This is a genomic window from Gluconobacter vitians, assembly GCF_015244565.1.
GTDB lineage: Bacteria > Pseudomonadota > Alphaproteobacteria > Acetobacterales > Acetobacteraceae > Gluconobacter > Gluconobacter vitians.
Genome location: NZ_JABCQG010000007.1, coordinates 17,340 through 38,795, shown reverse-complemented (window position 1 = coordinate 38,795; position 21,456 = coordinate 17,340). Strand labels below are relative to the sequence as shown.

Below are 21,456 nucleotides of genomic sequence, written 5' to 3'. Positions count from 1 at the left end.
GCTTGCCCCAATGTCTGAAAGTATTTCAGCTCCCACATCAGAAACCCGGACTCCCCGCTGGTTCCGATTTGATGAACAATGGTACCTGTTGCGGTATCCCGAGGTGCGGGACTGGATGCAGGAAGAGGGGCAGGAAGACCCACATGTATTCTACCTGCAGACCGGGCAGCGTTACGGACATTCCCCGAACCGCTATTTTGATGAAATGTGGTATCGTGACGCACATAAGGATGTGCGTCAGGGGTTGATCCGGGAAGAATGGGCCTCAGGCTTCGAACATTATACGAAGACCGGTTACAAGACCCATTCTCCACACTGGCTGTTTGATGAGCCCGGCTATCGTCGGCGCTATCCGGAGCTTTCACAACGTTTCCTGAGCGAAAATGGCTTTCGGAATGGCTATGATCATTACCTGGAAATCGGAGAAAGCCATTATTACCGCGGACATCATTTCTTTGATGATGAACTCTGCCGTGAACTTGCGCTGACATTCCCGGATCATTTTGACAGCCGGATTGGCCTCTTTGGGTCATGGCTTGGTCTTCCGGCCCATGTCGCCGATGCAGGCCGGGTCTCCTGGTATTTCGATCCAGTCTGGTATCTGACGCGTTATCCCGAAGTCCGTCAGGAAATTGCTGCGGGACATTATTCAAGCGCCCTGCACCATTACCTCACCAACGAGACACCGCGCCTTTTCGATCCGCAGGAGTTTTTTTCCGAAGAGTTCTATCGGCAGGCCCATCCGGACATGGTGCCTTCGCTGGAGCATGGATATTTTCGCAACGGCTATGACCATTTCGTCCGTTACGGTACGCATGAAGGCCGCGCTCCGAAGGAAGATGTGGACCTTGCTGCCCATATGGCGCAGGCACAGGTCCGCAATGACGTCCGCAACCGGCTTTATGACAGCGCATTTGCGCATCTGGTTGCCGGCCGCACGGGGCTGGGCGAGGGGCGGATAGCAGCCCTTGCGGCGGTGTCCGAGCTTCCCGAAGAACAGTCGAGGCTCCTGTTCGAGCGTGAGGCCGAGGCCATTCTGCCGTCACTGGTCCGCCATCCTCTGGATTTTACCGTTCACGGTATTCCAGAAATCAGTGTTCTGATGGTTGTCTATGACCGGGTCGCCCTGACGGCGCAGGCTCTGGCTTCGCTCCGCGCCAACTATGCCGGCGCCATCCAGCTTGTGCTCGTGGATTCCGGCTCGCACGATCAGACCCGCCATATCGGACAGATGGTCCATGGCGCTACGATCCTCCGATACCGGCACAATATCGGCTATCTTCAGGGCTGCAATCTCGCGCTGGAGAAGGCCGAAGCACCGTTTGTCCTGTATCTGAACAATGATATCCGCCTGTATCCCGATGCCATTGTTCATGCCCTGAAACGGCTGCGTGCCGAGGCCAATATCGGGGCCGTTGGTGGCAAGCTGATCCGGACCAACATGCGTCTTCAGGAAGCTGGTTCCATTATCTGGCGGGATGGTGCGACCTATGGCTACCTTCGCGAAGACGATCCGAACCTGACGAATGCCAATTTCGTCAGGGATGTCGATTACTGTTCGGCAGCCTTCCTCATGGTTCGCACGGCGCTGCTCCGTCGCCTTGGAGGGTATGATCCCCGTTACATGCCGGCCTATTTCGAGGATGCGGATCTTTGCGTCCGTATCCTCAAGGCAGGGATGCGCATCGTCTATGATCCAGGCGTCGTCATCGAGCATCTGGAGTTCGGAAGTTCAGGAGCGGCCGGGTCCCATGCCCTGATCCGCGGCAATCTGAAAACTTTTGCCCGGCTGCAGCAGGATTTCCTGCGCCATCAGCAGCCGGCCCATATCCGCAATGCCATCCTGGGACGGGAACACCGGGTCAGCCAGCGCAAGCGGGTTCTCTTCATTGAGGACCGTCTGCCCCTTCGCCGTCTTGGATCAGGTTATGTCCGCTCCAATGACATTATTCGTGAGATGACGGCTCTGGGATATCAGGTCACGGTGTTTCCGGTCATGCTTAGGGACCAGACGGCCATTGACCTGTTCGGGGATTTTCCTGAAACGGTGGAACTGATCGTCAACCAGGATCTGTCCAGTTTTGCCGACTTCATCCAGGAGCGCGTCGGATATTACGATCTGGTCTGGATCGGCCGCACACATAACATGGCACGTCTTCTGCCGTTACTGAATGAATCGAGCCGCTATCTTCCGGCGTCGGGACCCGTCCTGGATACGGAAGTGATCGCCACGCCACGTACGATGGAGCGTATCCGGATTCTGGGTCTTCCTGAACCCGACATCAGCTTTGACGAGATGCTGCAGCAGGAACTGGACTGTGCCAGATTCTGCCAGCAGATCATCACGGTGACCTCTCATGACGCCGGCCTCGTACGCCGTGCGGGCCATGAAAATGTCTCCGTCCTGGGACATGAACTTCATGCCCAGCCCACGCCGGCCGCCTTCGAAAACCGTCACAACATTCTCTTCTTCGGAGCCATCCACGATGAGGGTGCCCCCAATCACGACAGTCTCGTCTGGTTCGTGGAGAAGGTGGTGCCGTTGCTGGATGGGGTTCTGCCTCCGGATGTCCATTTCACTATTGCCGGGTTTGTGGGGCCGGGCGTGGATATGACGGTGTTTTCGACGAATGACCGGGTGGAGATCGTGGGGCCGGTTGGCGATCCTCAGGAACTGTTTGACCGGCACCGGGTCTTTGTGGCGCCGACGCGGTTTGCAGGAGGCATTCCGTTCAAGGTTCACGAGGCGGCGTCCTATGGGCTGCCGCAGGTGGTAACGACGCTGCTTCGGGACGAGGTGGGCTGGACGGACGGGGTTGAACTGCTTTCCGCGCCGGCGAATGATGCGGAAGCGTTTGCGGCGGCGGTGGTCCGGCTGTATCAGGATGGGGAACTGTGGGAAAAGCTGAGGCAGGGCGCGCTGGCGGCTGTCGAGCGGGACTGTTCTCCGGTCCGGTTCCGGCAGGCGCTGTCAGACATTGTTCAGAGCTGCATTGCATGACATGACCGGAGAGATCCGGTTCAGGAAGGTTTGGGGAGAGCAGGAAGGCTATGGACGCAGTGAATGAAGCGATCGTGGAATCCACGGAAGCAAATGCGGGCGCCGGGACGGATACGGGCCTGACCGGGCGTGTTCTTGTCTGCAGCGGGGGCCGGTATGAAAGCCAGGCCAACGCCCAGATCCGTGAGTCCATCATGGATGGCTGGGCGGACTGTTTTGGCGAGGATAATGTCACTGCGGTTCATATCTCGGCTGCGGCCAGTTCGATCCGGATCCTGAAGCCGACGATTGTGTTCGCCATCGGCTCCTATCTTCCGGAAAGCACGTATTTCGGCGAAGTCTGCCGCGAGGCGAAGAAGATCGGCGCGGTGACGGTGTTCTGGGCGACGGAAGATCCCTATGAGCAGGATGCGAATTATCGCATCGCCGATGATTTCGACGTGATCTTCTCCTGCGACCGCTGGGGGCATAATTTCTACCAGCGCGAGCGGGTGTTCCATCTGCCGCTGGCAGCGAGCCCGAAGCTGCATTACGGCGAGATCGAAGCGAATTCCCAGAAGACGATTGATGTCCTGTTCTGCGGCGTGGCGTTCACGAACCGCAAGGACATCGTCCGCAACCTGCTGCCTGCGCTGCGGGACCTGAACATCAAGATTGTCGGGCCGGGCTGGGGCGAACTGGGGATCGGGTTCTCCGATGCGCGGATCGAGAAGTCCCAGCTCGTGGAGCTTTATCGCCGCTCCAAGCTGGTGCTGAACCTTGGCCGCTCGCTGAGCTTTGAGAACAAGCGCTTCATCATCGCGCCGTCCACACCGGGACCGCGGACGTTCGAGGCGGCTCTGGCAGGGGCGTTCCAGGTGTTCCACGAGGATACGCATGAGATCCGCCGCTATTATTCTGCGGACGAGATTCCGGTGTTCTCCAACCGGGTGGATTTCGAGCGGCTGATAGCGACCTATCTCGACAACAATGATCTGCGTGTGGCAATGGCGCGCAAGGCTCAGGCACGGACGCAGGCTGAGCATCTGTACAAGCATCGCATCCAGTATGCGCTACGCGTGCTCAAGGATGAGGGGCTGATCGGCTGAGGGTCGGTCTGACCTGATGCTCTTTTCCGCCTGAACCTGAGAAAAGCCGGAGCGTGTCTCCGGCTTTTTTTTGTCCGAAGTTCAGGCGGCGGGCATGAAAAAAGGCCGCGGAATGTTCCGCGGCCTTTTTCATGTTGTTGGGGGCAGGTCAGTTCGGCTGAGGGCCCATGACGATCTGGGCGAGATCGGTGGGTCGGACCCATTTGCGGAAGGCGGCCTGCACCTGTTCGGGCTTCATGTCGTAGATCGCCTGGGCGGCCTTGGCCGGGCTGTCCAGCGGCAGGTCCAGCGCGATCAGGGACAGGTAGCTTCCGGCCAGCGCGCTGAAGCTGGCGCGGGACATGGGCTGGCTGCGCAGCAGCGACGCCTTGGCGAGATCGAGGCTCTCCTGCGAGACGGGAGCGTTGCGCATGTCCTCGACGTCCTTGACCGCGAGGGCACGGGCCTTGCCGACCTTGTCCGGATCGGCGCCGAAGGTGATGCCAAAGCCGCTGCGGGTGCGGGAATAGGAGAAGCCGCTTCCGGCGCCATAGACATAACCCGTCTTCACGCGCAGGTCCTGCATCAGGCGCGAGGAGAAGCCGTCCCCGAGGATGGTGTTGCCGACGGCGAGGGCGTGGCGGTCGGGGTCGGTCACTTTCATACCGATGGTCTCGACGAGCTTGACCTCATCCTGCGAGCGGCCCGGATCGGCCACGACGGCCTGCGAGGTCCGGCTCAGCGGGACGGTGGGGAGGTCAACAGCGGGTTTGGGGCCTGTGGCTTTCCAGCCGCCGAATGCCTTCTCCACTTCGGCCTTTGCGGCTTCGGGGGTGATGTCGCCGACGATGACGATGGTGGTCAGGTCCGGGCGGTAGGCGTGGGCGTAATAGGCCTGCACGTCCGCAAGCGTCAGCTTGCCGATCGTGGCGGGGGTGGCTTCACGCAGGGTGGGATCCTGCGGCGGGACCAGCGCCTTGCGGGCGGCGCGGCCGAAGCGGTAGCCCGGCGACTGGAGTTCACCAGCCTGCGCCTGTGCGGCCTGCATCTGGGTGATGCGGAAGGCTTTTTTCGGGAAGGCCGGATTCAGCTCGTGATCGGCCAGCAGGGCGAGGCCCTTCTCGAAGTTCGGCGTCAGGGTGCTGAGCGAGAAGGACGGGCCGGCGTCTTCGTCCGCCGAGATGTCGTCGAGGGCGCGGGCGAGGGCCAGACGGTCATGCGTTTTGCTGCCGTAGAGGAACATCTGCTCGGTCACGTCCGCCACGCCTTCCTGACCGGCAGGCTGTTCGAGGTCCGCGTTCTGGCGGATGCGGCCGATCAGTTCGACGGTGTGGCTGACATGTTCGGGCTGGACCAGAAGATGCAGACCGTTCGGCAGCGTATAGGCGGCCGGAAGCGGGGCTGCGGCCGGGATGGTCAGGCGGGCGAGGGCCTGTTGTGCCCAGTCCGGCAGCGCGACCTTGCCGGAAGGCGGCGTATTGAAGGATTCCGCGCCGCCAAAGCCTTTCTGGCCGACCGGCTTGCCCGAAGGGCTCGGCGTCAGGGTGGCGGTGATGGCATGGGCAGGGTCGAGCAGTTTCTTCGCCAGCGCGTCAACCTGATCCTTGGTCACGTTGCGGAAGGCGGCGAGCATGTCCTGCGGGTCGTTCAGGTGCTGGATGGCGACGGCCTGCGACCAGCTTTCGGCGAGGCCGGAAATGCTGTTGGCGTTGAACTCGAGCGAGGCGATTTCCTTGCGGCGGGCGGCTTCGATCAGCTCGGCCGGGATGCCGTGGGTGCGGAAATTCTCCATGATGGAGGCGACGCTGGTCCGCAGGGCGTCCGGGTTCGCACCCTTGGGGAAGCCGGCATAGACGACGCCCAGACCGGCCTGTGCCTCGGGGTCATACATGAAGCCGGTATCCAGCGCTTTGCCGGAAGGGACGAGGTCGAACAGGGCGGCGCGCTGGCTGCTGATGGCGTCGGCGAGCAGGGTGGTCGCGGCATAATCGGGGTCACGCTGGCCGGGCATGCGCCAGGCCATGGTCACGAGGCCGATCGGCAGGTCGGTGTCGAGCGCGATGCTCTGGGCCTTGGCCGGGGTGGGGGAGACGGTGCCGCGTTCGGGCAGGGTAGAGGCCGGGAGACTGCCAAAAGCGGCCTGCACTTTCTTCAGTGTGTCCTGCGGGTCCACGTCGCCGGTGATGACCAGCACGGCGTTGTTGGGCGCGTACCAGGACTCATAGAACTTCCTCAGTAGCGGCGCGGTTGTCGCATCGAAGGACGGGCGGGTGCCGAGAGCGTCCTGCTCGTAGGGTGTGCCGGCATAAAGGGCGGCGCGGATCTGCGAGAGGTAGCGGTAGATCGGGCTGGAGAGGTCGCGGGAGACTTCCTGTTCGATCGCGCCTTTCTCATGCGCCCATTCGGCTTCGGTGATGTTCAGGCCGCGCATACGTCCGGCCTCGATCCGCAGCAGGACGTCGAGGTCGCTGGCGGGGGCCTTGAAGTAATACTGCGTGACGTCGGATGTGGTGTCGGCGTTGTCGTTATTGCCAAGTTGCGCGCTGATGGTGGAAAGCTGGTCGCGCGAGAGGGTCTGTGAGCCGTTGAACATCATGTGCTCAAGCGCGTGGGCCGTGCCGGGGAAGCCCTTGGGGGCGTTTACGGAGCCGGTCTCGTAGTTCAGCATGGTCTGCACGACCGGGGCGAGGGTGTCGCGCACCACGATGACCCGCAGGCCGTTGGAGAGCGTGGCCCGCGTCACCGTTGCCGGAGCCGCACTTGTCGCGGGTGCGACGGCGGGTGCGGCATGGGCGCCCGCCAGCACCGGCGGCGCCAGCATGGAGGCGGCCAGCAGTGACAGGCGGGACAGACGGGAGAGTGCGGACATGTGTTCAGGACTTTCCAGCGGGGAAACGTGCAGGGGAAACATAAATTTCACAAAGGAGTAAACCGGTTGTTCCGGCCCCTGTCCAGCATGTCTAGCGCGGGTTGGGGCGGGTGTATCTGACCGTTGGATGAAGAAAAAATTATGTGCAGAGGGGCGGGGCGCTGGCTAAACTGCGGGCGATGACTTTATCTGAACGCATTGCCCGGGTTGATGACTGGCTGATCGACCAGTTGTTCCAGCCGCTGGCGGACCGGCTTCCTGAACGTCTGACGGCGCTTCATCTTGGTCTGAGCTGTCAGCTCGGGGCGCTGATGCTGGACGGGCTGTCGCTCGTGCTGCCGATGCTGCTGTTCGGGGCGACGCTGGGCAACATGATCGACAGTACGCTGATCTGGTGCATCAGTCTGGCGTTCTTCCTTGGCATGAAGCGTTCGGCGCCGCTGGTGCGGCCGGGAATGCTCAATCCGCTGCGGCCGCTGCTGCGGGCCATGCGGCTGCTATCGCTGGCGTTTCTGCTCTACCAGTTCTTCCGGGGCATGGGCGCGCCGGGCATCGTCTGGCTCGTGACGCAGCTGACCACGATTTCGCAGGTCCTTTTCACGGTCGGGCTTTATCTCGTGGCATGTCAGCCGCGTCCGCCCTATCGGCGCATGTCCACCCGCGGAGGCCCGGTCATCGAGGGCGTCTGGGGCGCCGGAGGCCGGCTCAACAACACCTGACAGTCCGTTCTCTCGACACGCCTGTGAAGGAATAAGCGCGTGACTTCCCGACTGAGAATTCTGCACTGCCTCTCTACTCGGGAATTTGCGGGGACGGAGCGTCATCTCGCGGAGCTGTCGGCCATTCAGGCGCGGGATCATGACGTCACACTGCTGCTCAACCGCAGGACGGCTGATCCGCTGACGGGCGGGGATATCAGCGGATTTCTGTGTCCGGATGTGAAGGTGGTCCGGGCCGGGGCAGGCGGGTATCTGTCGGCTCTCGCGTCCGAACTGCGCAGTGGACGGCATGATATTGCCCATACGCATCTGGGTCGGGCCTCGGCGCGGGCGAGTTGGCTGCGGCGGGCAGGGCTGGCCGGGTCAGTGCCTGTGGTGGCGACGCTGCACACATCCTATCGTGGTCGCAGCTATGGCACGCATGACGGGCTCGTCTGTATTGCGTCCTGGCAGCGTGAGGCATTGCCGGACCGGCAGCGCGAGAGCTGTACCCTCATTCCGAACTGGACCGTACCGCCGTGTTCGACAGCCGAACATCGTGCCGCATTGCGGGAGCGGATGCGGCGGGAGTGGAACATTCCGGCCGGTGGCGTCGTGATCGGCGCGGCGGGGCGGATGGTTGAGGAAAAGAACTTCGGGCTGTTGATTCAGGCCTGGAAGCAGGCGGGGCTGCGGCCGGGGACGCGGCTTGTACTGATCGGGGACGGTCCGGAACGTGTGGCGCTGGAGCGTGCGGCGCAGGGCTGTCCGGAGATCCTCTTCACCGGGTATCGGACGGACATGCCCGATCTGCTGGCGGCGCTGGATGCGTTTGTGGTGCCGTCCCGCCATGAGCCGTTCGGGCTGGTGCTGCTCGAAGCCATGGAGGCTGGGTTGCCGGTCTGTGCCACGGCGGCGGGCGGTGTGACGGATATTCTGGCGGAGGCGCCGGAATGTCTGGTGGCGCCGGGATGTCTGGCGTCACTGGTGGCGGGGCTGCGGCGGCTGGAAGGGGCCGGGCCGCGCCAGTGGGACATGTCGCCTTACCGGATCGGGACGGCGGCGCGTCGGGTCGAGGCGTTCTATCGCCGGTACTGCTGAGCGCTTATAGCTCGTAGTAACGACGGGAGACGTAGCTTGAGAGACCTTCGCTCGGCATGATGTGCCAGCCATTCGTGACGCTTGGGACGAACTCCCAGAGGAACACCAGAATCGACAGGAAAAAGAGCAGCATGCCGTGGCCTACGATCTGGATGCGGCGCCAGAAATAGAGCGGCGGCAGGAGGATCCACAGGATCGTACCGGGGCGGAAGCCCGCAGCCAGCAGGCTGCGACGGTCCATGATGAGGGCGCCGTAGAAAATGGCGACGCTCACGACCATAGAGGCGATGTTGCTGGCGATGTCGGGAATAAGGCCGAAGCTCAGGAGAATGTCGACGGCCGTGCTGCCGAAGAACGGGCCGACCAGGCTGAGCCAGAGCCAGCGGTTCGAGATCAGGCTGGCAGGCAGTGCCGGGGGGACACCTTCGGGCTGGGGTGGCCAGAACACACAGCTTCCGGCCGGGTGCCATTCGCCGCCGAAGCTCTCGGTCCAGCACAGCGTGGCGTGTCCGATGATGCCTTCCGTGACGAGGGCTTTCATGCCATCTGCGGAGACCGGCCCCTTGCGGGCGCCATGTTCTTCGTAAAACCAGCTCACAGTTCGTCCTTTTTCCGGCGGCGCATCGTCGTTCCGGCTTCTGCTGCCTGCTGAACGGGTCAGTCTCTCACGACTTTTGGGGTTTTTGGCAAGACCCATCCTGTCAGTGTTGCGTGTTCAGGACTTAGAATAGGCAAGAAAAAAGGCCGCAGCTCCATACGGGGCTGCGGCCTTTCTCATGATATGCGGGCTGGATCAGCTTCTATGCTGCTGCAACTCGCGGCGCACATCGGCCGGACGCATCGGCATGTGACGCAGGCGGATGCCAACGGCATTGAAGATCGCGTTGCCGATGGCGGGGGCGACGACCGTGACACCCGGCTCACCAAGGCCCGTGGGCTTTTCGGTGTTCTGGATGAACTCGATGTCGATGTCCGGCACATCGGGGATGCGCAGCGGCGTGTAGGTGTTGAGGTTGCGGTCCTTGATCGTGCCGTTGACGATCTCGGTGCCCTCGAACAGCGCCATGCTGAAGCCCCACAGTGCCGCACCTTCGGTCTGGGCGAGCGCGCCGCCCGGATCGACGATGGTACCGGCATCGAGGACGAGCCAGAGCTTCTGGCAGGTCACGACGCCCGTCTTGCGGTTGACATGGATCTGCGCCGCACCGGCCGTCCAGGTCGGCATGCCACGTTCCTGACCGAAGCTGGTGGCGATGCCGATACCGGTATCGGCCGGGAGCTGCTTGTTGGCGTAACCGATCTTGTCAGCCAGACGCTGGAGAACGGCGGCCTGACGCTTGGCACCACCCACGGAGTTCGGAGCCTGACCGGCGTTACGGCCCTGTGCCGTGAACATGGACAGGCGGAACGCCAGCGGGTCCTGCTTGGTGGAATGAGCCAGCTCGTCGAGGAAGCATTCCAGAGCCCAGGGCGTCCAGCCGGCACTGACCGAGCGCAGCCAGCCGGGACGGAAGGTGGCGTTGGCCAGATCGTTGCTGATGGCGCGGACGCGGGTCGGGCCGGTTTCATACCAGTGATCCGCGCCTGCGATGGCGAAGGGATCGTACTTCTTGCCGTCTTCGCCCGTGGCGAGGAAAGCCGGCGCCATGACCTGCGTTGGCCAGCCGGCGACCGCAACATAGTCCATGCCCACGATCTTCTTGCGGTCGTTATCGAGCGCGACCTTGATCGTCTGGATGGACGGCGAGCGGATGGAGTCCAGTTCCATGTCGTCGGAGCGGGTCAGGATCAGCTTGACCGGTGCGCCACCGATGGCCTTAGAGGTCAGGGCCGCCGGGATGCAGTAATCGCCGTTCAGCCGACGTCCGAAGCCGCCGCCGAGCATATAGGTGCGCATGACGACCTGCTCTTCGGGGACCTGAAGCGCCTTGGCGAGCTGCGGCAGAATGAGGGACTGCCACTGGTTGCCGGTATGGACTTCCCACATGCCGTCGATGTGACGGGCCACGGCGTTGACCGGCTCAAGCTGGTAATGCGCGACCGAGGCGCAGGTATAGCTGCGTTCGAAAACCTGACCGGGATGGATGGTCAGGGCTTCGTCCACACCCTTGTCGTTGAAGACGCGGGTGCCGTTCTTCGGATCGGCGGCCAGCTTGCGGCCGTGCTCGATGATGTCCGCCTCGGAGACGTTGATCGTCGGGCCGGGCGTCCACTGCACCTTCAGGGCATCGGCAGCGCGGATGGCAGCGGGGTAAGTCTTGGCCAGAGCCACGACCCAGCCCGGAACGATGCCGGAGGGATCGTCCAGAACCACATAGCGCACATAGCCCGGGATCTTCTTCGCAGCACTGTCGTCTACGGAGATGACCTTGGCGGCGTAGCGGGTCGGCGGCATTTTCGGGCGGCCATAGACCATGCCGTCGAGCTTGACGTCGATGCCGTAGATGGCCTTGCCGGTCGTCTTGTCCGGAATGTCGAGGGCCGGGACCTGTTTGCTGATGAGGCGGCGGTTGCTCGTCGGCTTGAGCGGCAGCTTGGCCATCTCTTCGGGGGTGAAGGTCTGGGTCGGCTTGGCGCGGGCGACGATGTCGCCGAAGGAGACGCTTTTGCCACCAGCGGAGACGACGCTTTCACTGACCGTGCAGCGTTCCGGCGTGGTGCCGAGGAGCTTTGCGCCTTCGGTCAGCATCACGCTGCGGGCGGCTGCACCGGCCTGACGGAACGTGTCCCAGGTATCCCAGACGGACCAGGAACCGCCGGTGACGTATTTACCGGCCCATTTCGGGGCGGTGTCCACCTGCGTGATCTTGATCTTGTCCCAGTCGGCGTCCATTTCGTCCGCGATGATGCGGGCGAGGGCGGTGCCGACATGCTGGCCCATTTCGGCGCGGACGATGTTGACGTTGATTGACCCGTCCGGGGCGATGGCGCACCAGATGTTGGGCTCGAACGCGGCTTCCGGTGGCATGGCAGACGGCAGGGTCGTGGCAGCGCCGGCCTTGCGGGCGAAACCGAACATCAGCCCGGCGCCGGCCGCCGTCATCAGGAAGTTGCGGCGGGAGAGGCGCGTGGCGTCGCTCTTTTTCGCAATCTGTTCGATTTTAGCCATTGTTGGCGCCTTCCTGCTGCCTTGAGGCAGCTTCCTTGATGGCCTTGCGGATGCGGATATAGGTCATGCAGCGGCAGAGGCTGCCACCCATCACGCCGTCAATCTGGTCGTCCGTCGGGTTCGGATAGTCCTTCAGGAGGCTTGCGGCCTGCATGATCTGACCGGACTGGCAGTAGCCGCACTGGGGCACCTGCTGGTCACGCCAGGCGACCTGCACGACGTGGTTGCCTTCCGGGTCGAGGCCTTCGATCGTGGTGATCGAGGCGCCTTCGACGGCGGAAAGCGGCGTGATGCAGGAGCGCGTGGCGCGGCCGCCCACATGGACAGTGCAGGCGCCGCATTCACCGATGCCGCAGCCGAACTTGGTGCCGGTCAGGTTCAGGTCGTCACGGATGACCCAGAGCAGGGGGGTGTCTGCCGGGGCGTCGACCGTAACGGGCTGTCCGTTGAGTTCAAATTTCGTGGTCATGTCCTGTTTTCCCAGTCCTGCCCGGATCAGTGCGAAGCGTTGATGGGCGGAGCTTCGAGCGTGGCGCGCGCGCTGGCAGCCTTCTTCTCCAGATCCGTCCAGGGGGGCAGCGTGGTGCGTGTGCGACGCAGATACGCGGCGATGCGGGCCATGTCATGATCGGACAGGCCGGAATAGAAGCTCGGCATCGAGATGTGGTCCTGACCTTCCTCCGCGGTGATGCCGTGCAGCATGACCTGATAGAGGTTGTTCGGCTCATCCAGCCACAGCGCGTTGTTCAGGGCCAGTTCCGGACGACCCAGAACGGGGTTCGGGCCGGAATTGTAATGGCAGGCGCCACAGGCTCCCTGATACAGGCGTGCGTCTTCATCGAGCGGCTGCGGACCCGTCAGGTCACGGCCGGACATCTGCATGGCGCGGGAGATCGCGGCCTGATCGCCAGCACTGCGCTGGGCAGCCTTGTCCACGTCCGCATAATAATGAGCGATCGCATGCACGTCTTCCTCGGGGATCTTGGAGAGGAAGCGGTGCGGGACGGGCGACATCGGGCCTGCGGCGGAACCGTGCAGCGGGGCCACGCCGAAGCGCAGATACTGGAACAGCTCGTCTTCGGTCCAGACGACGGGCGTCGGGTTGTGGTCGTTCAGCGGCGGGGCAATCCAGCCGTCGATGACCGCACCGTCATAGACGCTGCTCATCTTCTCGGCGCCGAGAAGGTTACGCGGCGTATGGCAGGCGCCACAGTGCTCGTTGCCTTCGGCGAGATAGGCACCGCGGTTCCACTGTGCGTCATGCTTCGGGTCGTTCTGGTAGCGGCCCGGGGTGAAGAACAGCAGCTTCCAGAAGCCCTGGCCGATCAGGCGGATGTTGATCGGGAAGGGGACCGTGTTGTCACGCGGCTTCATGTGGATGGCCGGGCGCGTCATCAGATAGGCGTACAGGTCCGAGACGTCCTGATCGCTGACCTTCGTGAAGTGGTCGAACGGGAAGGCCGGATAGAGCTGGGAGCCGTCGCGGGCGATGCCCTTGTTCATGGCGCGCTTGAACGCGGCCAGCGACCAGTTGCCGATTCCCCATTCTTCATCAGGCGTGATGTTGGACGAGAAGATGTCACCAAAGGGGGTGGCCATCTTGAAGTCGCCGGCCAGTTCGGGGCCGGGCTTGCCATCCACGCGGGTATGACATTCCGCACAGTAGCCGCCATTCGCCACGATGGCGCCACGGCTGATGGCGTCTGCGGAGAATGACGATGCGGCTGGCCGCGGGATCGGGGCAATGGCGGGGTACCAGGCATAGGCAAGAAAGCCGATGCCTCCCACTGCGCCAAGGCCAATGACGGCGGCAGCTATCCGTTTGAGCATGCTTATACTGTCCCGGCAGGTTTGAAATCATTTGCCACAAAAGGTGGCTGTTGCGTGCAACCTAGTGCACGGAGCCGTGAAAGGAAAGATTGCGTTATCTCAAAACCGTGTGTTTCCGGAAATAAATGCAGTCGTTGTCATGAAAATAACACAGGTTTCCGGACGCCTCTGCGTAAATTAGGGTGATATCTGGTCCGGATTGCAGTATTTCAGGGTCTGGACTTTGTGTGGCTATGAAGGGGATATTAAGTCCTTGGCGCGGGAGTCTGTTACAATTCATGAAAAGGCCAGGGTGTCTTTGCATGAATATTATGACACCGAGTGCCAAAAACTTCCTATGCTTTGGGCGGACTTTCCGGAAGCGTTCTGACGCGTCCTGAGGCCCTGACGGGGGACGGCGCGGGTTCTGGCCGTGTTGTGATGCATGGCTTATGCTCGGGGCACGGCTGGTTCTGCGGTCGTTCTGCCGAGAGGATCCGCCATTTCTGACCGTTCCGCCCTGATCCGGTTTGCTGCGCTGGCGGGTGTTGTCCTGAGCGTCCTGTGCGCGCTTTGTCTGGGACGGTTTCCGCTCTCGCCGGGGCGGGTGCTGGGGGTGTTCGGGTCTCTGCTGCATCTGTCTTCCGCGAGTGATCCCGTGGCGCAGGTTGTGGTGATGCAGGCGCGGCTGCCGCGTATTCTGGCGGCGTTGCTGGTCGGGAGTGCGCTGTCCTGTGGGGGCGCGACCTATCAGGCGGTGTTCCGCAATCCGCTGGTCTCGCCCGATCTGCTCGGGGTTCTGAGCGGGGCGGCGTTTGGTGCGGCGCTCAGTATTGTCAGTGGCGGCTCGGCGGTCGTGGTGCAGATGGGCGCATTTGGCGGTGGTCTGCTGGCGGTCGGGACGGGACTGCTCATCAGCAGGACGCTGCCGGGCGGGGGTATTCTGACGCTGCTGCTGGGTGGCTTGATCGGGAATGCGATCTTCACGGCCTTACTGTCTCTGGTGAAATATCTGGCCGATCCGATGGATCAGTTGCCGGCCATCGTGAACTGGCTTCTGGGAAGTCTGGCGCCGAGCGGCTGGCAGGAGCTGGCCTGGATGTCTGGGCCGCTCATTATTCTGACGGTGGCGCTGGTTCTGTGTGCGCCTGTGCTGGATGTGTTGTCGCTTGGGGATGACGAGGCGCGCAGTCTGGGCGTGTCGGTGCGGGTCATGCGGCCGGCGCTGATCGTTCTGGCGACGCTGGCCTGTGCGATGACGATCTCGATGGCGGGGATCATTGGCTGGATCGGGCTGCTGGTGCCGCATGTCGCGCGGCTTCTCGTGGGGGCGGAGCATCGGGGGATGATGCCGGTGACTGCGCTGCTGGGGGCCGGGGGGCTGGTGCTGGCCGATACCTGTGCGCGCAGTCTGACGACGGGGGAGGTTCCGCTCGGGATTGTTACGCAGCTTTTTGGCGCGCTGGCGTTTGTGCTGGTGCTGCGGCGTCTGCGGCGGGGTGTGGAATGACGTTCCTGTGCTGCGAGGGGCTGACATTCTGCCAGCCGGGACGGAAGCGCCCGGTTCTGGAAGAGATCGATCTTGCGCTGGAGCCGGGGGAACTGGTCGGGCTTTTAGGGCTGAACGGGGCGGGGAAGAGTACGCTGCTGCGGCTGCTGATGGGGTTTGTCATGCCGACCTCCGGGGAGGTTCTGCTGGAGGGGCGGGCGCTGCGGGAATGGTCGGCTTCGGCGATTGCGCGGCGTCTGGCCTATGTGCCGCAAAATCATGTTGCGAGTTTTCCGTACACGGTGCGGCGGATGGTGGAGCTTGGGCGTGTGCCGTATGCGGGGCTGACGGGACGGCTTGGAGCTGCGGACCGTGCGGCTGTTGAGGCGGCGCTGGAGCGGATGGGGCTGGAGGCTCTGGCGGGGCGTCCGGTGACGGAGCTGTCCGGCGGGGAGCGGCAGCGTGTCGTGCTGGCGCGGGCCATTGCACAGGATGCGCGGGGGCTGCTGCTGGATGAGCCGATGACCGGGCTGGATTACGGGCACCAGATCCGGCTCATTGCGTTGTTGCATGATCTTGCGCGGGAGGGGCGGCTTGTTATGCTCACCTCACACCGGCCGGAAGAGCTTTATGTCCGCGCCAGCCGGGTCCTGATCCTTGATCATGGACGGATTGAAGCGGACGGGCCGCCGCAGGATGTTGTGACGGCGCAACGGATGTCAGCGCTTTACGGGGTGCCTCTGCGACAGATGGATCACGCCGGGAACCGCTTTTTCCATCACGGGAGGGATGAGGAATGAAACAGTCACGGATCTTGAAGCGGCTTCCGGCCCTGACCCGTCTGGCGTTGCTGGGGTCGGCTCTGGCGCTGCCGCTGGCAGCGGTGTTGCCCGCGCCTGTCGCCCATGCCGCGCCGCCGTCGCGGATCGCGGAAGGGTGGTACGCGCATAACGCGACGCTCATCATGCTCGGCGCGCAGGACCGGATCGTGGGCACGGTGGCGCGTCAGGCGATGCTGCCCTGGATGTTCCGTCTGGTGCCGGAACTGGCGAAGGCGAAGACGCTGGACCCCGGAAACCTGAATGCGGAAGAGGTTCTGGCGCTGCATCCGGATCTGGTGTTCGTGACGAGTTCGGGACATGCAGCGGATGCGCTGACCCATGCGGGGCTGAATGTGGCGCCCGAGGGCTTTGACCGGTTTGATTCCATGCTCGACTGTGTGGACGGGACGGCGACGCTGTTGCAGACGCCGATTGCGGCCAAGCGGGCGCAGGCCTATCGCTCGGCATTTCTGCAGGTGATTTCGCAGGCCCCGACCAATCCGGACGGGCCGCATGTGCTGCATGTTGAATCCCTCAAGCCGCTGCGGGTTGATGGGGATGACAGCATCATCGACCAGTGGATCCGCAGTGCGGGCGGGCAGAATGCGGCGCAGGGTATTCATGGCAACAAGCAGCCTGTCTCCATTGAGCAGGTCCTGTCCTGGAATCCTGACATTCTCATTATTGCTGCCAATGCGGGCGATCCGGCGACATTGAAGCAGGACCCGGTCTGGTCTAAGATCAAGGCCGTGCAGACGGGGCGGGTCTATCGCAATCCGACGGGTCTGTTCCCGTGGGACCGCTATGGGCCGGAACTGCTGCTTCAGGTGATCTGGGCGCGGCAGATCGTGCAGACCGGTCAGGTGGACGCGCCGGCGATGGTCCGCTCGATCCGGTCTTTCTATCATGATTTCTATGGCATTGCGCTTTCGGCCGATGATGCGCAGCGGATGCTCGATGCGCTTCCGCCCGCTTCCGACACGCCCTGATATTCCGGACAAGGATCTGATTTCCGTATGATGCAGACAGTTCTGCCCCGCCGTCTCTACGTTTTTCGTTGTCTTCTTCTGGCCGGGGCGGTGTTTGCGTCAGGCGGTGTTTTCGGGACGGCGCGGGCCGAAGAGAGCCTGCTGCCGGTGCCGAAATCCGTTTCGGTGTCCAATGGTGTGGCATCCATCGGGGGCGGGGTTCAGATCGTCTGGGAGACGCGGCCTTCGCCTCTGTTGCAGCGGGCGGCGGCGCGGTTCGTCACGCGTCTGACGGCGATCGCCGGGCCTGCGGGGCATGGAGCGCCTTATGTGCTGCATGTCTCGGCCGGGGCGGATCGGGCGTATCTGAGCGTGGACGAGAAGGAGCATTACACGCTCACGACGGCCGCGGGTGGGGCGCGGCTTGAGGCGGATGGTCCGGCTGGTGTGATCCACGGGCTGACGACGCTGCTTCAGCTGGTCCGGGCCACGCCGGAAGGAGCTGTGGTCGAGCGCGTTCATATTGATGATGCGCCGCGTTTTGCCTGGCGTGGGCTGCTGCTGGATGTATCGCGGCATTTCGATACGGTCGAGACGGTAGAGCGGCAGCTTGATGCCATGGAGCTGGTCAAGCTCAACGTGTTGCACTGGCATCTGAGTGATGGTTCGGGGTTCCGGGTCGAGAGCCGGATGTTCCCGAAGCTGCAGAATGTGGCATCGCACGGGCAGTATTATACGCAGGCGCAGGTGCGCGAGATCGTGGCGTATGCGGCGGATCGGGGCATCCGTGTCGTGCCGGAAATCGATGTGCCAGGGCATGCGCTGGCCATTCTGGAGGCCTACCCGGAGCTGGGGGCGCAGCCGCTGCCGGATCTGGGAACGAAGGGGCTGAACCTCAACAATGCTGCGCTGGACCCGACCAATCCGCAGACACTGCGCTTCGTGCGGGTGCTGTACGGGGAGATGGGCGGGCTGTTTCCGGACCGGTATGTGCATGCGGGCGGCGATGAGGTCGTGTCTTCGCAATGGACGAAGAACCCGGCCATTGCGGCTTACATGAAGGCGCATGGGTTCGAGACGGCGGCGGCGCTTCAGGCAGCCTTTACGGCGGAAGTTGCGAAGATCCTTGCGGCCCAGGGGCATGTCATGATGGGCTGGGACGAGGTCAGCGAGGCGCCGATCCCGAAGAACGTCGTGGTCGAGCCCTGGCGGGCGTCGAAATGGACCGGAGCGGCGACGCGGGCGGGACATCCGGTTGTGGTGTCTGCGGGGTATTATCTCGATCTGCTGCGGCCTGCTGCCATGCATTATGCGGTTGATCCATTCGATACGAAGGCCGAGGGGATCACGGCGGCGCAGCTGGCGAAATATCCGCCCAAACATCCTGAATTTTCGGTGCCGTTCGTGATGGACGAGCATGCGCCGCCGCTGGATGACGGGCAGAAGGCGCTGATCATGGGGGCAGAAGGGACGCTCTGGGCTGAGATGGTGTCCGAGCCGATGCTGGATGCGCGTCTGTGGCCGCGGATGGCGGCACTGGCGGAGCGGTTCTGGTCTGCGCAGGATGTGCGTGACGTGTCCGATCTGGAGCGGCGTTTGCCGGGTGTGATGACGGAGCTTGAGGCGACGGGATTGCAGGCATCGCAGCATCAGGAGGCCATGCGCGAGGCGATGGCGCCGGGACGTTCAGGGCCGCTGAAAGTGCTGACGGAAGCGGTGGTTCCGGTTCGCAATTACGCGCTCAATCATCTTGCGGCCCCAACGGGTGAGGCGATGCTGTCCGCGCCTGTGGCGGTGAGCAATCCGGATGCATTCCCGGCGATCCGGTTCAATGCGATGGCGGCTCGCTATGTGCAGGGTGAGGCCGGGCTGGCCGGGCCTCTGCGGGAGATGTTGCAGCGCTGGGCCGACAACGATCCGGCGTTTGTGGCGAGTGCGAAGGGTGTACCGGCCCTTGAGGCGGTTGTACCGGTGTCCCATGCCGTCGGATTGCTGTCGCGGGCGGGGCTGAATGTCCTGAGCGGGCGGGAGGGTTCGGCCTGGCGGATGGATGCGGAGCGGCTGCTTCAGGAGCAGGAACAGGCGTTTGAAGGCTCGGCCAGCATGCTGGCATCGGCGCATTCTCCGCAGCCGCCGGGCGGACTGCTGATTGCGATCCTGCCGGGGATCCGCGCACTTCTGGCGACGCACGCACCGTAAGTGTTGCGGATATTGCGACGCGGGGGATGGATTTCCGGATCAGGGCAGGAGAGAAGGAGAGCATGACACGCTTTCCGATCCTTCTTCTCGATTATGACGGCACGCTTGCGGAAACGCAGCCTGCCATTCTGCGCAGCCTCAGAGAGGCCTTTGGGGCCAGCGGGATTGCGGCCCCGTCCCCGGACGTCCTGAAGCAGGAGTTGACCCGTGGCGGCACCCTCCAGACGCTGTTTCAGGCGATCGTACCAGACAGTGACGAACATGATGCCGCAGCATTCGTGCGGTATTACCGGGCGTTCTATCCGGCGGCGGACGAAGAAGAGACGGTTCTGTTTGATGGGGTGGTGGAGACGCTGTCCGCTCTGAAAGAGCAGGGGAAGATCCTGGCCATTCTCAGCAACAAGCACGCGCCTACGGTCTGTGCGAGCATTGCGCGCTTCGGTCTGACATCGTTCTTTACCGGGGTGATCGCATCGGAGCCGCATTTTCCGCACAAGCCGGACCCGCGGGTCATGAATGAACGGGTTCTGCCCCTCTTTCCGAAACAGCCGCGTTCATCGTTCCTGATGGTCGGGGATACGGCGGCTGATCTGCAGTTTGCGCGCAATACCGGTGTGGCCTCGTGCTGGGCCAGTTATGGACACGGATCGTCCAGCCAGTGCGAGGCACTAAAACCGGAGATCCGGATCGATTCCTTCGGGGACCTGCTGACGGCGCTTCGGGACTGATCCCGAGCGTCAGGTCGGAACGGGGCCGATGCTGCCCCGCAGGACCAGTTCGGTGTCGAGGATGACGTTTTCGCTGCCTTTGTTGGCGCTGAGGAGGCGGATGGCTTCCGTGCCCTTGCGTTCATGGGGCTGGCGGATCGTGCTCAGATCTTCGGCTTCGGCCTTGGGGATGTCGTCGAAGCCGAAGATCGAGATGTCCTGCGGGATGCTGAGACCGAGGCGGCGGATAGTGCGCATGGCGCCGATGGCCACGCGGTCGCTCATGGCGAGGATGGCGGTCGGGCGCTGGGCGCGGTTGAGCAGGTGGCGTACGCCTTCGGCACCCATATCCTCGGAATTGATGGGGATTTCCCAGGTGGGGACGTCCTCGGGAGCGATGTTCGCTTCCTTGAGGGCCAGAAGATATCCTTCAAGGCGCATGGCGATGGTGCTGTGGGCAATGTTGGCGCGGCGCTTGGCGGTCAGCGGGCCGTAATAGCCGTCATGGGCGGTCTTGAGCGACAGGATGCCGAAATGACGGTGGCCGAGTTCAAGCAGGGTTTTCGCTGCGCGATAGGCGGAGCCGCGGTCGTCGATCCCGACATAGGGCACGCCGTTGAGACGGGGCTGGTCCACTACGACGAGGGGGACGTTGCGCTGCTGTGCCATCAGGACGCAGCGGCTGTCGGGGGCGACGGAATAGAGGACGTAGCCGTCCACGGCGGCATTGCCCAGCGAAACCGGGGCCGTGCGGTTGCGCAGGTTGCTGCCGGCGGAAATCAGGGCAAGATCGGTCTCCAGTTCGTCGCAGGATTTGGCGACGCCGTTGAGCACACTGAGCATGGCGGGATCGGAGAAGGCGTAGGGCAGGTCTTCGCTGAACAGGAAGCCCAGTGCGCCTGCGCGGCCGGTGGCGAGCTGTTTGGCGGCCGGGTCGGGGCCGGTATAGCCAAGCTCCTGGGCGGCGGCGAGGATCTTCTCCCGCAGGGCGGCGGAGAGCTGGCCCGGACGGATATAGGCGTTCGAGACGGTGGTATGGGAAACGCCGACCTGCGCCGCCACGTCCTTGAGGGTTACTTTGCGGCGGTCGTGCTGTCGGGTCATTGTTCAGGTCTGTCCAGTAACGACACCGGAGCCGTCATGTCAGATCCTGACGCTCGCCGTATGGTGTCAGTGCTCTTTTGAAAATCACTGCCGACACCATACTCATTTTCCCTGACATAAACCAGTCACGGGAACGGGAGGATTTGCGAAAACGTCAAATTCTTTATTTGGGCCTGACGCGGGGTCAGTCCTGTTTCGGCTTGGAAGTGGACTGGTTTTTCTTCGGCTGTTGCACGGGGGTGAACATGGCACGGCATTTGGGAGAGAGCTGGTCGATCTTCTTTTTCATGCAGGCGGTGATTTTGGCTTCGTTTGGAATGGCCAGCGTACACAGACGGATGGCGTCGCCCTGGCAGGCCTGCTTCTGCTGTTCGCGGGTGGCGGCTGATGCGCCCTGTGTCAGTGCAAATGCCAGTCCGGTCAGGGCGATGAAATAACGGATCATATGGTCTCTCCTTACCTTCAGGTAAGCGTATGAAAGGTTTTGTGGTTTCAGGTGACAAACACTTTATCA

Annotated in this window: 16 protein-coding genes; 9 read left to right on the top strand and 7 right to left on the bottom strand. The window is 62.9% G+C overall.

What is annotated here, in order from left to right; genetic code table 11:
* The first annotated feature begins 10 nt into the window (after positions 1-10).
* Entirely contained in the window at positions 11-3,001 is a 2,991-nt protein-coding gene (locus HKD24_RS06995) for a glycosyltransferase (RefSeq protein WP_194259642.1), read from the top strand.
* Positions 3,002-3,051: 50 nt separating this feature from the next.
* A complete protein-coding gene (locus tag HKD24_RS06990) occupies positions 3,052-4,089 on the top strand; it encodes a CgeB family protein (RefSeq protein WP_228124238.1) in 1,038 nt (345 codons plus the stop codon).
* 148 nt (positions 4,090-4,237) lie between these two features.
* Here the strand turns inward: HKD24_RS06990 and HKD24_RS06985 are convergent, their stop codons facing one another.
* On the bottom strand, positions 4,238-6,937 hold the full coding sequence (locus tag HKD24_RS06985; protein WP_194259641.1) for a M16 family metallopeptidase: 2,700 nt from the start codon (positions 6,935-6,937) through the stop codon (positions 4,238-4,240).
* 179 nt (positions 6,938-7,116) lie between these two features.
* Here HKD24_RS06985 and HKD24_RS06980 point away from each other — a divergent pair, with 179 nt between their 5' ends.
* Both HKD24_RS06980 and HKD24_RS06975 read left to right on the top strand, forming a co-directional pair.
* On the top strand, positions 7,117-7,656 hold the full coding sequence (locus tag HKD24_RS06980) for a hypothetical protein (RefSeq protein WP_194259640.1): 540 nt from the start codon (positions 7,117-7,119) through the stop codon (positions 7,654-7,656).
* A gap of 39 nt (positions 7,657-7,695) precedes the next feature.
* The gene (locus HKD24_RS06975; RefSeq protein WP_194259639.1) at positions 7,696-8,736 is read left to right on the top strand and encodes a glycosyltransferase; all 1,041 of its coding nucleotides are present in this window, start codon (positions 7,696-7,698) and stop codon (positions 8,734-8,736) included.
* Between the two features lie 4 nt (positions 8,737-8,740).
* On the opposite strand, the gene HKD24_RS06970 is transcribed toward HKD24_RS06975, so the two are convergent.
* The 4 genes from HKD24_RS06970 to HKD24_RS06955 form a co-directional block, all read right to left on the bottom strand.
* Complete coding sequence (locus HKD24_RS06970; RefSeq protein WP_062508047.1) at positions 8,741-9,334, bottom strand: DUF4339 domain-containing protein; 594 nt, start codon at positions 9,332-9,334, stop codon at positions 8,741-8,743.
* A 195-nt stretch (positions 9,335-9,529) separates the two neighbouring features.
* Positions 9,530-11,845 (bottom strand): xanthine dehydrogenase family protein molybdopterin-binding subunit, encoded by a 2,316-nt coding sequence (locus HKD24_RS06965; protein WP_194259638.1) that lies wholly within the window; start codon positions 11,843-11,845, stop codon positions 9,530-9,532.
* Entirely contained in the window at positions 11,838-12,314 is a 477-nt protein-coding gene (locus HKD24_RS06960) for a (2Fe-2S)-binding protein (RefSeq protein ID WP_062497722.1), read from the bottom strand. Before HKD24_RS06960 ends, HKD24_RS06965 begins: the two co-directional genes overlap by 8 nt.
* A gap of 26 nt (positions 12,315-12,340) precedes the next feature.
* The gene (locus HKD24_RS06955; protein ID WP_194259637.1) at positions 12,341-13,675 is read right to left on the bottom strand and encodes a cytochrome c; all 1,335 of its coding nucleotides are present in this window, start codon (positions 13,673-13,675) and stop codon (positions 12,341-12,343) included.
* A gap of 424 nt (positions 13,676-14,099) precedes the next feature.
* On the opposite strand from HKD24_RS06955, the gene HKD24_RS06950 reads away from it, so the two are divergent.
* The 5 genes from HKD24_RS06950 (at position 14,100) to HKD24_RS06930 (ending at position 19,859) form a co-directional block, all read left to right on the top strand.
* A complete protein-coding gene (locus HKD24_RS06950) occupies positions 14,100-15,164 on the top strand; it encodes a FecCD family ABC transporter permease (RefSeq protein WP_228124237.1) in 1,065 nt (354 codons plus the stop codon).
* Positions 15,161-15,943 carry an ABC transporter ATP-binding protein gene (locus tag HKD24_RS06945; RefSeq protein ID WP_194259636.1) on the top strand — a complete coding sequence of 261 codons (783 nt, stop codon included), beginning with the start codon at positions 15,161-15,163 and terminating at the stop codon, positions 15,941-15,943. Before HKD24_RS06950 ends, HKD24_RS06945 begins: the two co-directional genes overlap by 4 nt.
* Positions 15,940-16,953, top strand: coding sequence for an ABC transporter substrate-binding protein (locus HKD24_RS06940; protein WP_194259635.1), 1,014 nt, complete (start codon positions 15,940-15,942; stop codon positions 16,951-16,953). Before HKD24_RS06945 ends, HKD24_RS06940 begins: the two co-directional genes overlap by 4 nt.
* Positions 16,954-16,983: 30 nt before the next feature.
* Positions 16,984-19,131 (top strand): family 20 glycosylhydrolase, encoded by a 2,148-nt coding sequence (locus tag HKD24_RS06935; RefSeq protein WP_194259707.1) that lies wholly within the window; start codon positions 16,984-16,986, stop codon positions 19,129-19,131.
* A gap of 62 nt (positions 19,132-19,193) precedes the next feature.
* Positions 19,194-19,859 (top strand): HAD family hydrolase, encoded by a 666-nt coding sequence (locus HKD24_RS06930; RefSeq protein ID WP_194259634.1) that lies wholly within the window; start codon positions 19,194-19,196, stop codon positions 19,857-19,859.
* Between the two features lie 9 nt (positions 19,860-19,868).
* Here HKD24_RS06930 and HKD24_RS06925 read toward each other — a convergent pair whose 3' ends face one another.
* Positions 19,869-20,942: a LacI family DNA-binding transcriptional regulator gene (locus HKD24_RS06925; RefSeq protein WP_194259633.1), complete on the bottom strand. Its 1,074-nt coding sequence runs from the start codon at positions 20,940-20,942 to the stop codon at positions 19,869-19,871.
* 184 nt (positions 20,943-21,126) lie between these two features.
* Positions 21,127-21,387 carry a hypothetical protein gene (locus HKD24_RS06920; protein WP_194259632.1) on the bottom strand — a complete coding sequence of 87 codons (261 nt, stop codon included), beginning with the start codon at positions 21,385-21,387 and terminating at the stop codon, positions 21,127-21,129.
* Positions 21,388-21,456 lie beyond the last annotated feature (69 nt).

Coding starts and splice junctions, on each gene's coding strand:
- HKD24_RS06995 (WP_194259642.1), top strand. CDS start 11: ATGTCTGAAAGTATTTCAGCTCCCACATCAGAAACCCGGACTCCCCGC.
- HKD24_RS06990 (WP_228124238.1), top strand. CDS start 3,052: ATGGACGCAGTGAATGAAGCGATCGTGGAATCCACGGAAGCAAATGCG.
- HKD24_RS06985 (WP_194259641.1), bottom strand. CDS start 6,937: ATGTCCGCACTCTCCCGTCTGTCCCGCCTGTCACTGCTGGCCGCCTCC.
- HKD24_RS06980 (WP_194259640.1), top strand. CDS start 7,117: ATGACTTTATCTGAACGCATTGCCCGGGTTGATGACTGGCTGATCGAC.
- HKD24_RS06965 (WP_194259638.1), bottom strand. CDS start 11,845: ATGGCTAAAATCGAACAGATTGCGAAAAAGAGCGACGCCACGCGCCTC.
- HKD24_RS06960 (WP_062497722.1), bottom strand. CDS start 12,314: ATGACCACGAAATTTGAACTCAACGGACAGCCCGTTACGGTCGACGCC.
- HKD24_RS06955 (WP_194259637.1), bottom strand. CDS start 13,675: ATGCTCAAACGGATAGCTGCCGCCGTCATTGGCCTTGGCGCAGTGGGA.
- HKD24_RS06950 (WP_228124237.1), top strand. CDS start 14,100: ATGGCTTATGCTCGGGGCACGGCTGGTTCTGCGGTCGTTCTGCCGAGA.
- HKD24_RS06945 (WP_194259636.1), top strand. CDS start 15,161: ATGACGTTCCTGTGCTGCGAGGGGCTGACATTCTGCCAGCCGGGACGG.
- HKD24_RS06940 (WP_194259635.1), top strand. CDS start 15,940: ATGAAACAGTCACGGATCTTGAAGCGGCTTCCGGCCCTGACCCGTCTG.
- HKD24_RS06935 (WP_194259707.1), top strand. CDS start 16,984: ATGCAGACAGTTCTGCCCCGCCGTCTCTACGTTTTTCGTTGTCTTCTT.
- HKD24_RS06930 (WP_194259634.1), top strand. CDS start 19,194: ATGACACGCTTTCCGATCCTTCTTCTCGATTATGACGGCACGCTTGCG.
- HKD24_RS06925 (WP_194259633.1), bottom strand. CDS start 20,942: ATGACCCGACAGCACGACCGCCGCAAAGTAACCCTCAAGGACGTGGCG.
- HKD24_RS06920 (WP_194259632.1), bottom strand. CDS start 21,387: ATGATCCGTTATTTCATCGCCCTGACCGGACTGGCATTTGCACTGACA.